Source organism: Fulvivirga marina (genome assembly GCF_016775155.1).
Classification (GTDB): domain Bacteria; phylum Bacteroidota; class Bacteroidia; order Cytophagales; family Cyclobacteriaceae; genus Fulvivirga; species Fulvivirga marina.
Window position 1 is genome coordinate 215471 of the sequence record NZ_JAEUGD010000066.1, and the last position, 11745, is coordinate 227215.

12 protein-coding genes are annotated in these 11745 nt (G+C 38.7%); 4 read left to right on the plus strand and 8 right to left on the minus strand.

Translation table 11 applies throughout. The features are described from left to right. Positions 1-164: 164 nt before the first annotated feature. From JMN32_RS21870 to JMN32_RS21900, 7 genes are all read right to left on the minus strand, one after another. Positions 165-995: a universal stress protein gene (locus tag JMN32_RS21870; RefSeq protein ID WP_202858514.1), complete on the minus strand. Its 831-nt coding sequence runs from the start codon at positions 993-995 to the stop codon at positions 165-167. A gap of 481 nt (positions 996-1476) precedes the next feature. Next, entirely contained in the window at positions 1477-2547 is a 1071-nt protein-coding gene (locus tag JMN32_RS21875) for an alanine racemase (protein WP_202858515.1), read from the minus strand. A gap of 6 nt (positions 2548-2553) precedes the next feature. After that, entirely contained in the window at positions 2554-3708 is a 1155-nt protein-coding gene (alr, locus tag JMN32_RS21880) for an alanine racemase (RefSeq protein ID WP_202858516.1), read from the minus strand. Next, positions 3701-4861 carry an amidohydrolase gene (locus JMN32_RS21885; protein WP_202858517.1) on the minus strand — a complete coding sequence of 387 codons (1161 nt, stop codon included), beginning with the start codon at positions 4859-4861 and terminating at the stop codon, positions 3701-3703. Before JMN32_RS21885 ends, alr begins: the two co-directional genes overlap by 8 nt. A 15-nt stretch (positions 4862-4876) precedes the next feature. Then, entirely contained in the window at positions 4877-5317 is a 441-nt protein-coding gene (locus JMN32_RS21890; protein ID WP_238354612.1) for a GNAT family N-acetyltransferase, read from the minus strand. 42 nt (positions 5318-5359) lie between these two features. Next, on the minus strand, positions 5360-6805 hold the full coding sequence (locus tag JMN32_RS21895; RefSeq protein WP_202858519.1) for a sodium:solute symporter family protein: 1446 nt from the start codon (positions 6803-6805) through the stop codon (positions 5360-5362). Positions 6806-6922: 117 nt separating this feature from the next. Beyond that, on the minus strand, positions 6923-7411 hold the full coding sequence (locus JMN32_RS21900; protein WP_202858520.1) for a MarR family winged helix-turn-helix transcriptional regulator: 489 nt from the start codon (positions 7409-7411) through the stop codon (positions 6923-6925). 76 nt (positions 7412-7487) lie between these two features. On the opposite strand from JMN32_RS21900, the gene JMN32_RS21905 reads away from it, so the two are divergent. Together JMN32_RS21905 and JMN32_RS21910 are read left to right on the plus strand one after the other, a co-directional pair. After that, a complete protein-coding gene (locus JMN32_RS21905; protein WP_202858521.1) occupies positions 7488-8156 on the plus strand; it encodes a DUF4159 domain-containing protein in 669 nt (222 codons plus the stop codon). A gap of 54 nt (positions 8157-8210) precedes the next feature. Further along, the gene (locus JMN32_RS21910) at positions 8211-8975 is read left to right on the plus strand and encodes an acyl-CoA desaturase (protein ID WP_202858522.1); all 765 of its coding nucleotides are present in this window, start codon (positions 8211-8213) and stop codon (positions 8973-8975) included. 25 nt (positions 8976-9000) lie between these two features. Here the strand turns inward: JMN32_RS21910 and JMN32_RS21915 are convergent, their stop codons facing one another. Continuing rightward, positions 9001-9372 (minus strand): energy transducer TonB, encoded by a 372-nt coding sequence (locus JMN32_RS21915; protein WP_202858523.1) that lies wholly within the window; start codon positions 9370-9372, stop codon positions 9001-9003. Between the two features lie 233 nt (positions 9373-9605). Between JMN32_RS21915 and JMN32_RS21920 the strand changes: the two genes are divergently transcribed. Beyond that, a complete protein-coding gene (locus JMN32_RS21920) occupies positions 9606-9983 on the plus strand; it encodes a BlaI/MecI/CopY family transcriptional regulator (protein WP_202858524.1) in 378 nt (125 codons plus the stop codon). Continuing rightward, complete coding sequence (locus JMN32_RS21925) at positions 9976-11724, plus strand: TonB family protein (RefSeq protein ID WP_202858525.1); 1749 nt, start codon at positions 9976-9978, stop codon at positions 11722-11724. The genes JMN32_RS21920 and JMN32_RS21925 overlap by 8 nt, the downstream gene beginning before the upstream one ends. The last annotated feature ends 21 nt before the right edge of the window (positions 11725-11745 follow it).

Sequence of the window (11745 nt, forward strand, 5' to 3'; positions counted from 1 at the left end):
TATCTTAATCTCTATGACATAAATACCAGCATATTATTAATATCAATGGGATGACTTAAGAAGATATATTCTAAAATAAATGAATAAGAATCTGCTTATCAAACAGATAAAATCCACAAAAAACTCAATGACTTAAACTTATAATCGGTCAACTAATTGTGATATCAATAAACAAAAACAGGGCTCTCAGTTTCTTCCACAACCTGATCTGCATGACACTCTTTGTAACCCGAAGATTTACTGAACCTGTTAATAGCTATAAAATCGGCACTAAGCTTATTGGCATATGCTTTAATGGCCATTTCTTTATCTGAGCTGTCTACAACCTCAATAGCTGCTGCTTTCAAGTCATGTGCATTCAAATAATTTTCTATATCAAAGAAACTACATTGCTTTTTATCGTCGGGGTGGTTGACATGTATATAATAGACTTTTGACGACAGTTTTTTAGCCAAAAAAACCAGTTCCTCTACATTCTGCTGCTCTGAGGAATCAAAATCTAGTGAGACCACTAATTTGTGCCTTCCTTTGAAAGTATGCTCATGATTACGGCATACCATAACAGGGCAATTAACTTGTATCAACCCAGGGGCCTGCTTTAAATTGCAAAAGGAATCTCCAATGGTATGTGCACCGGCGATTCCAATTACAATGAGTCCTATATCTTTCTTTTTTAACTGCTTTTTTATCCCTGAAGCAAGTTTATCAATTTTTATTTCAGAAGTAATTTCAACTCGGGCACTATCAATTTTCTTAACCAGTTCCCCGAGTTTTTCCTCGTTTTCCTTTAATAAGTTAATTGAAGAAAAAAGTTCTTCACTAATATTTTCTATAGTATTTGCATGATGAGCTTTATGCCTGACTGGGGGAATGAAGTTAACGAGATGTACACCCGTTTTCAATTTCTCTCCCAATTCGATTGCATTTCTGGCGGCATGGGTAGCAGCATCAGTAAAGTCAACCGGTACAAGAATAGATTTGGTAAGCTTTCCCATAAGATCAAAGTTTTGATTAGTGGGGCATTTGTGTATGTAGTACTTCGGAATGTAGCTTCTATATAACTAGAATTATTATTTACCTAAAAAAGCGGTGAACAACCCAATGACTCTTTTCTATTTTATTGAAACGTATTTATCATGTCTTAGGTGCCTGCATCACCAATATTTATAGCCGTGTTTGCTACATCTGTCATGAAAGACAATAATATTTCTTAATCCATCAACATTTCCGTGCCATTTCTTCGCCTGAAAGGTTGGGCCTGTTTCTTTAATTTCAGCATTGATCAAGTATTATTTCATTGTTCCCCAAAACCCTCATTCTTTATGCTATACACATCTCCGTTACCATCATTTTCAGCTTTGAGCTACCATTGATAACAAAATTGGTGGTGTTGTGCTTGGTGTCTCAATTATTAAATTTGGTTCAATCAAGTTAAGTACGAAAAGAAGTGTATGAAAAAAGGCTTTATAAAAGCGCCTAAATAATCTTTTTGTCAATATAGTCCGAGTTCAAGATGCTTAAAGCTCCCATATATCGCAATTTAAATGACACCAAATCACCGACTTTATAGTTCCTCCTGGTTTTTCCCAGATCGATAACAAGCATATCACTGCTGGCACCACTAATTTCTATTTTAGGGTCATCAGGAATAAGAAATTCCGGAGAAATATCCAGGAGCCCTACATCTATTATAGCCCGATATGAAGTTTTACCATAGTCTTCTTCATTAATCACCATAACTTCTCCTGAGGGGTTTTCCGCCAGTTCTCCCATCGGCACCTTAGGTTTTTCATAGAGCTCAATGATCTCAGTATATAGCTTAAAGACATCATCTCTCATTCCCTTTACAGTTTTCATCGTAAACAGATTGAGTCCAAAGTAGAGAATCTCTCCTACCCTGAAATGGTTAATACCCATAGGTCTCATTTTTTTCAATAATAAGGGTATGGTTACTGAGGTGCCACCCGAAACCCAAGGAATCTTTCTGTTAAACTTGGCCTCGATGAGCTGCTTGTACAGACTAAGCTGTATTAATTTATCCTGCGATGGCATAACTCCATGCAAGCAATTAAGGTTAGTGCCTATACCTGTAACCTCGATATTGGGTAACTCAAAAATACGCTCATAAAAGTCAATCACATTCTCTCCCAACACACCTTCACGGAGATCTCCCATCTCAATCATGATGATTATCTTATGCTTTTTGTTTTGCCTCCCTGCCTCCTCCGACAGGAGCTTAATTGTAGAATAACTCGAATTAAAGCTTACATCCGCATACCTGATCAGGTTGCGAATACTTCGCTTAGCCGGAGGCTTTATATAAACTGTTTGCACCTTACTATCAATACTCTTCACCACTTTCAGATTACTTATCCTGGAGTCATGTATTTCTCTTGCTCCCAGGTTAATTACTTCTCTGATATAGTCTTTATTACCGCAAAGCAGCTTCGTTACCACTCCCCACTCTATATCCCGGTCCTCAAAGAGCTTTGAAAGGTATTGATAATTATGTTTTAAGCGATCTCTATATAATTCTAAAAATGCCATTGTATTTTATTCTGTTATACGGGGGATATCACGAGGCAACCGGGTGAGCAGTTCGTAATTCAACTGATTACTTAGCTCCCCAAAAGAAGCTACCGATATGGCAGTCTCCTCATGCCCTCCTATTAAAGTTACTTCAGTTCCTTTTGAAACACCAGTTACATCGGTAATATCTACCATCATCATATTCATGTTGACCGTACCAATTACACTAGCCCTCCTTCCATTGATCAGCACAAGCCCCTGATTACTAAGTGCTCTGCTATAACCATGAGCATAACCAACAGGAATGGTTGCTATGACCATATCTTGCTGAGCAAGATAACTGGTACCATAACCGATGAATTCACCTGCCCTTACTACTTTAACGGCCATCACATAGCTCGTCCAGGTAATAACCCGCCTTAACGGGTCTGTTTTGACCTCAGTTTTAAGCTTACCGAGGTAATCAATAAATACTTCTTTGCTTGGCCAATAGCCATATTGCAGTATACCTACCCTAACCATATCCATATGAGTTTTCGGGTAGGCTATGGCAGCAGCAGAGCATGCCGTATGTCTCAATGCCGGAGTTACACCATGTTTTTTGAGCCATGCATAGGTTTTGTTGAAACTTTTTATCTGCTTTTGTACCCTTACATAATTAGCTATGCTTTCTGCGCCCGCATAGTGAGTACATAACCCCTGTGGTTTCAAATATTGTCTATTTTTAACAATCAGATCGACCAGTAGTTCTAGCTCATTGCGGTTGAAACCGGTCCTATTCATCCCAGTTTCAATTTCAATATGGATAAGAGCGGGTTTTCCTACCTTTTTTGCTGCATCGAGTGCTACTCCCGCCCTTTCTACATCAAAAACAAAGAACTCTATACCCTGCTCAATCAGCCATTCCACATTATGGTTATACACCTCACCCATTACCAAAATGGTACATTCTCCACTTATTACCTTATGTACTCTATGAGCCTCATCTGCACTGAATACCGAAAAGTGGTCCACTCCGCACTTTTCAATCATAGGCACCATGGCCTCTATCCCATGGCCATAGGCATTGCCTTTAACCACGGATGATAACCTTACATTTTCGCCAAGTCTCGATCTAATAAATTCAATATTGGATCTCAAGGCATCAGAATTGAGTACAATTGTAGATGTACTATGCATTTTTTGTTTTTAAAAGCTGGTCGATAATATGATGATACATTAAAACACCAGTGCCTAAAATCTCATCCGGAAAATTATAATTCGGATTATGCAAGTCGGGCATATTCTCTCCTGAACCCAGCCCAAACAGAGCTCCTTTATATTTTTTTGTAAAGAGACCAAAATCTTCACTCCATCTAAATGGCTGCTTTGCTTCTATTACCGAAAGTTTCAATTGTTTTGCTGCAGATTTTATATACTCACAACAATTTTTATCACTTATGGTTGAGTTAAATACCTCTGTCTCGCTGATTCTTATCTTTAGGTCATATTTTTCTGAAATATTCCTTGATTGTTCTTCGATTTCCGACTCTAATTTCGAAAAGTCATCGTCATAATAAGCACGAATGGTAGCCATAACCACTGCCTTGCCGGGAGTAACACCAAAAGCACGATCTCCTAACTTGGCATGCACCACGGTAGCAAGCGAAAAATCTTTTAACCCACTTAAAGTTAAGGGAGCGCGTTCTATTAATTTTATAATTTCAGCCACCGCCAGAGCCGGACTAATACCATTGTGAGGCTCAGCAGCATGAGAAGTTTTACCTTGCAACTCTATAATCAGACCTTTTGATGCTGCCGCAAAAACTCCTTCCTTAACTATGATTTCATTTCTGGAAAAACCTGGGAGATTATGAAGAGCAAAAACATAATCTACCTTCAGATCTTTGAATCGGGCATCATTAATCATACGCCTGGCCCCTTCGCCTGTTTCTTCAGCAGGTTGGAACATTAAAGCCACTCTACCCTTTTCTGGTCTGTTCTCGGCCAGTAGTGGAGCAACACCCGCAACCATAACCATATGTCCGTCATGCCCACAAAGATGTGCCTTACCTTCTTTTTTTGAACGGTAAGGAATACTATTGATTTCCTCAATCGCGAGCCCATCAAGCTCTGCTCTTATCATTACCGTAGGGCCTGGTTTTTCTCCATCAAAAAAGAAAACCATACCTTCTCCTCCAATACCGGTGACTATTTCATCAGGACCATACTCTTCTACAAACCGCCTGATTTTACTGGCCGTTTCCTTTTCCTCGCCAGAAACCTCCGGCTCCTGATGTAGTTCCTTACGTAATTGCCACAATTTCTGCAGCGTTGTATCCTTTATTGGCATACAATATAAAACAGCTTATTTCTTAAGTCTCATTTCAAGATACTTATTGGTAAAGCCTAGTTTCTCATAAAGAAATTTAGCAGGATTATGGGGCTCCACATGCAAAGCGATATCTCCATCAGCCTTGTCAATAGCTCTTTTCATTAATTCTTTACCAATACCTTTGCCCCTATGTGCAGCATCCATAGCAATATAAACCAAAATATTTTCCGGTATATATCCTGACATACCGGTTCTATTAATAACTACTGCACCTATAATCTTTCCGTCGAGCCTGGCTGTTACTACAAATCCACCTGGTGTAACACCTCTATCCAGCGCATAATCAATAGCTTTCAGTATATCTGCTTTTTCATCACCAAATTCATCCAGATGTACATATAAAAATTCTGCCACCTCTTCACGGTGAATCAACCCCACTGTTTCCGCAGGTGTCAGGATATTGTATTGAACCATTTTTGTATCTTTATTTGTGTTTGCTGAAATTGTACTCATAATTTAAGAATGTTTTAATTTTTGCTTCTTTCTTATTTCATTGACGACTATAAATATGATCAATGAAGAAGTAATGCCATAGAAGTTAGCATCAAGACCTAACGGCAGCTTTTGCTGGTTAAAAATAAGTGTTAGTGTAACTACCCCTCCTGTAAGCATAGCAAGGAAAGCCGCCAATGAACTACTGTTTCTAACAAACAATGCTGCTATAACAGGAACAAACAACCCTGAAACCATAAATGCATAAGAGTAAAGCATTAGCTCCAAAACGTTCTGCATAAATGTAGCCAGAACAAGTGCCGCCATACCTATAACGAGCGTAAGCACCTGTGAAGTTCTTAGAATGCTTTTTTCACTTTTACCAATGTGTAGCCACCTACCAAACACATCGGTAAGTATGTTGCCTGAAGCTGCCATAAGACAGCTATCAGCCGTCGACATAATTGCCGAAAAGTACGCTGACATCATCAAGCCCATCAAGCCCACCGGAAGAATACTTCTCAACAGAAGTGGGAGACCCATTTCAGAATCTATGTCTCCAACATTTGCGTATCCCAACCCCTCAAACATACCTTGTTCGGCTGCAACTCTGGCAAAAAGCCCCAGTAAAACACCCATCATAGCCATAATAGGCCATTCAAAAAGACCAGCAATAAACCAGGCCTTTCGGGCTTCCTTCTCACCTCTACAAGAATAGATTCTCTGATATAGAGTCATACCCACAAACCAGATAGGGATAATAGTGATCCCCCAATTAACAAAGGTCTGCCATTCTATATTTCCGAAAGACAGATATTCCGCTGGCAGTATATCTGTGATGGTATCATACCCACCAATCGCTACATAGCCCAAGGGAATACCTATAAATATTAACCCTGACATCAGAATTATCCACTGAATGGTATCAGTATAGATAACGGCCTTCATTCCTCCCATAACCGTATAAACTATAGCAATGACTCCCATTATGATTAGCGCCGTGTTCAGGTCCAACTCAACAAATGACGCTGATGCAAGCTTTGCTCCTGCTAATATCTGGGAACTGGTAAAGCCAATATAGCCGATAGCTGATATAACACCCGCAAGTAAGGCTACATAACTATTATAGAAATGCCCGAAGATTTGAGGAAAAGTAAGAAAGTTATGAAGTTTGGATAGACGACTCACCTTTGGAATCAGCAGAACTGCTGCAAGCCATGCTCCAATTAATCCCGTAAACAGCATCCATGAACCTGCTATTCCCATTGTAAAACCAAGCCCTCCCAGCCCGATTGAGAATCCTCCCCCCACATCTGTAGCCACCACAGACAAGCCAACATGCCATGCCCCCATTTTTCTGCCTCCTACATAATAATCGTCGGTATCTTTATTCTTTCTTAAAAAGTAGAATCCAACTCCTAACATGGCCAACATGTAAATGGCGAAAATCGCCAGGTCAATAGCGTGCATTAAAAAAATTATTTTCTATAGAAACATTTAAAACGCAAAACTATAGATATAACATTTAAAATGCCATTTTTAATGACACAATAACAGTAAACACATCATAATTAGCTTCTGTACAAATTATTTATCACCCTGAGTAGGAAGCAAATCATCCAGAGTCACCAGTGGATAAGCATCAATATTATCTATACCCATAACATCTATCAAAAGCTTAAAGCCACGCTCAATCTCTTTTAACTGATCTTCCGACAGCTTATTAAGCTTCGTCTGCAACTGCTCGTGCATTAGCTCTGGTGTTTTTTTCAGCAATGATGCACCGTTGGTTGTTAACGCTACGTATGTAATCCTTTTATCCTTTAGGTTAGGTAACTTGGCTACATAGCCTTTTTTTTCAAGCCTGCTTATAATGCCAGTAACCGTACTGGAATTTAGGTTCAGGTATTTCGATATCTGTCCATGAGTAGCTTTGAAGTCATCACATGTTTTCAGGAAGTTTAACGTTAGCAACTGAGGAATACTGATACCATACTCCTTCTGAATTCTTTTTGACTCCAGGTTGACAGATCGAAGAATTTTTCGAATATTGATTAGTATACTTGTTGAATCCAAGGTATTATTGATATTTAATTACAAAGTTAGAAAAAGATTTAAAATTAGTTTCTACATAAACTATTCAGATTGCTATATGATATTTAGAAAATCAATACTGGTAATTATAACAATAGCCCTTTCCTGCATTATAGCAAATGCACAGGTCCAGATCAAAATAGCCAAACTGAAGTATGATGGTGGAGGTGATTGGTATGCCAACAAAACGGCACTACCTAACCTGATCCAGTTTTGCAATAAAGAATTAAACACTAACCTCGACCCTGAGGATGAGGTTGTGGATGTTAGCAGCCCAGACCTGTTTCTATATCCTTATATATATATGACAGGGCATGGTAATGTAGTATTCTCCAATAATGACGCAGAAAATTTAAGAACCTACCTCGAAGCGGGTGGCTTTTTACATATTGACGACAATTACGGACTTAACCAGTTTATCAGGCTGGAAATGAAAAAAGTATTTCCTGAATTGGAATTCATCGAGATTCCTTTTGATCACCCTATTTATCATCAAAAGTTTGACTTCCCTAACGGGCTTCCTAAAATCCACGAACATGATGGCAAACCTGCTCAGGGTTTTGGACTCATATACAAAGGCAGACTCATTTGTTTTTACAGCTATGAATGTGACCTCGGTAATGGATGGGAAGACCAATCCATCCACAATGATCCCGAGTTTAAGAGACAACAGGCCCTAAAAATGGGTGCCAATATTATATCTTATTGTTTTACTCATTATCAGTAATTGTCTGATTTTATTTAAATTTATTAAACCCTATAACTGAATAAATAAACCGTTTTGATCATCATTGTCATTTTCATCTTGCATTGGTATTTTTCCCTTTTTAGCCAAACCTTCTTCCTGCACCGCTATGCCGCACACAAAATGTTTACCATGAATAAGTTTTGGGAAAGGTTCTTTTATCTTTTCACATATATCACTCAAGGCTCATCATACCTCAGTCCCAGAGGATATGCCATATTACATCGCATGCACCACGCTTATAGTGACACAGAAAAAGACCCGCATTCCCCGCACCATAGCAAGAATATACTTGAGATGATGTGGAAGACAAAAAATGAGTATAATGCTTACTTGAGAGGAGAAGCCCGTGCTGAGGAAAGGTTTCTCAAAGATATTCCAGCCTGGAAAGCTTTTGACAGACTATTTGAAGACAACAACACACCCCGTTTCATCTGGGGCCTTATATATATAGCTGTTTATGTGCTTTGCATTTCGGTTTGGGAGTTGCCCGGTACACACTGGACCATGTACTTACTTCTTCCCTTCCATTTTTTAATGGGTCCTATACATGGTGCCATAGTAAACTGGGGTGGCCATAAAATTGGTTACACAAACTTTGACAACAACGACAAATCCAAAAATTCTCTGGCACTTGATTTTCTTATGATGGGGGAACTCTTCCAAAACAACCATCACAAGCTACCAAATAAGGTGAACTTTGCTACTAAGTGGTTTGAGTTTGACCCTACATACCCTATTGTAAAGACACTTAGCTTCTTTAAGGTAATCAGAATAAACGCGGTGCCTACCGGCTTATAATATAACAACCGTAAGGACTTATCATTTAATCTGGTAACCTGAACCTGATGGGTATAGAAACTCTTTGCCTAACAGGTTTTCCTCCCTGCATGGCAGGTTTCCATTTTGGCGCATTGTTCAGAAGCCTCATAGCTTCCTCGTCGCAACCTGCCCCGATGCCTTTTGCAATCATAATATCGGTAAGATTACCCTCCTCATCAATATCAAATACCACGAACACATTTCCTTCAATGCTGAATTTTTTGGCTTGTTCCGGATATTGCATATTGTCCTCAATGTATTTTTCAAAGACCATTTGCCCTCCAACCGGTTGCGCTGAAAAACCTTCCTGTGCGGAAGCAGCAAAACCATAGAATAAAAATGCCAACACTGCTATAAAAAAATTAAATCGAATCATTATTCTACATTTTTTTTCGAGCCACTAAACTAAGCAAACCATCCCCCTAATTGCTCAAAAAACAAGTTTTTGATACATTTTAATTCACATCTTCCCTGCATTTATGATAAGTCAAACTCATCATAACTAAAAAAATAGTTTGAAAACTAAATAATTAGTTATACATTTGACGTATTACTTACGAATATTCTAAAGTAGCCGCTCCGGACGGCATTTTATCTAAAAAAAGTACTATGAAGGAATTAACAAAAGCAGAAGAGCAAGTTATGCAGATTCTCTGGCAAATTGAGAAAGGTTTTGTAAAGGATATTATTGAAAAGATGGATCCTCCGAAACCTGCCTACAATACAGTGTCAACTATTGTGCGCATTCTGGAACAAAAGGGCTTTGTGAGCCATAATGCATATGGAAAAACGCATGAGTATTACCCACTAATTGCCAAGGAAAAATATAGTAAGTTCTACTTTAACAATTTCCTGTCAGGTTATTTCAATGGCTCATTTGAGCGACTAGTATCGTTCTTTGCCAAAGAAAATGATCTTGATATTAAAGAAGTTGAAGAGCTTATAAAGCACGCCAAGTCAGACCAAAAAGGTAAGAGCAATGAATAGTTATATTAATTATTTACTTGAGGCCAACTTATGCCTCCTTATTTTCGGGTTATTCTATTATCTGGTGCTAAGAAATGACACCCATTTCAAGTTTTCCAGATACTATCTGCTTGGCTCTGCCTTGCTTACGCTTATTATCCCTTTGTTGCACTTTAGCAATCCTTTCACAGGAACGAATACCATACCGCTGGTGAATGACCTTCAAGCGATTACTTTACCTGAACTGCTGGTTAATCTGAATCCGAATGATGAACAGCTTAGCCATAATAGCCTATCAGGTATTTGGTCATTCCCTTTACTCATTTCGTTGGTCTACCTTGGAGTAATAGTGGTTATGCTAACACTATTTTTGCATCAGGTATATCAAATAATCAACTTCAGACGGCTAAAAAAAGATGTCATTATCCGTCAAACTAAGCATTTGATTATACCAACGGATGGCCAGTTACCTACGTTTGCATTCTTCAATATGATTTTCTTTGACAACACCGCTCCTTTGTCGGAACTGGAAAAAAAGAAGATCATGGAGCATGAAGCTGTACATGTCAGCCAAAGACATACGCTTGACATTCTGGTATTGGAATTGGTAAAAATCCTGTTTTGGATCAACCCGGTGGCTTGGTGGATGCATAGAAGCCTTAGAGACATCCATGAATACCTGGCTGATCAGAGCATAATCAAAAACTCTGACAGCGAGAGTTATAGCAGCTTGCTTGCAAAAATGGCGCTCAGACAAATGAGCATCTCCTTAGGTCACCATTTTAACAAATCAATGACTTTAAAAAGAATCAAGATGATAAAATCACCAAAGACAAAATTTAAAAACTGGAAATGGGTTAGTATGATACTCATAGTAGGTATGGTCATCACAGTCTTTAGCTGCAATGACGTAAATGAAGTTATGGAAACTGCTACTCAAAAACAGATTCCGGCTGAACTGGAACCTGAGCTTAAACGCTTACAGAAACAGCACCCTGAAGCTGAGTTTGCATATATAGAAACTGATGCCGAAAATAAAGAAAAACTTGAGAAACTGGGTAAACTGGATCCCAAGACAATCGCCTACACCAAAGAATGGAAAGATACTGGCATGATTGGCATCATTGTGAGCAAAAGCGGGGAACTAATGAAATCACCAAATGCTGATGGCACTTACTGGGTTGTGGAAGAAACAGCTGAACCTCACGGAGGCTTTGAAGCAATGTATGCTAAGTTAGCTGAAGCATTAAAATACCCAGAACAAGCAAGAAAACTAGGTATTGAAGGTAAAGTGTATGTTGGATTTATAGTAGACACGGATGGAAGCCTCACTGAGATAGAGGTGGTTAAAGGAATCGGTGGCGGATGTGATAAAGCAGCACTGGATGCAATGAAAACTATAGAGCCCTTTAAACCAGCCAAACAACGCGGCAAAAAAGTTAAGCAACGGCTTGTTTTACCTATAAGCTTTAAACTGGGAGACGACGCTGATTTCTCAAAAATCAATAAGAATGAAATAAAAACTATTGAAGATAAGTTTAAAGTAGAAATAAAAAGAGAAGGACTAAAAGTATCTGGTAAGGTCACTAAATTAGATGGCCACCCTATGCCAGGAACAAATGTTTTAATAAAGGGAACAAATAGTGGCACTGTTTGCGATCTGGATGGCACCTTTGAATTAACCGCCTTCAAAGAAACTGATGAACTTGTAGTTAGCTATGTGGGCTTTGAAACCCAAACCATAGCCTTGGCTAAATATTAACAATTCCAGCTATATCTTACG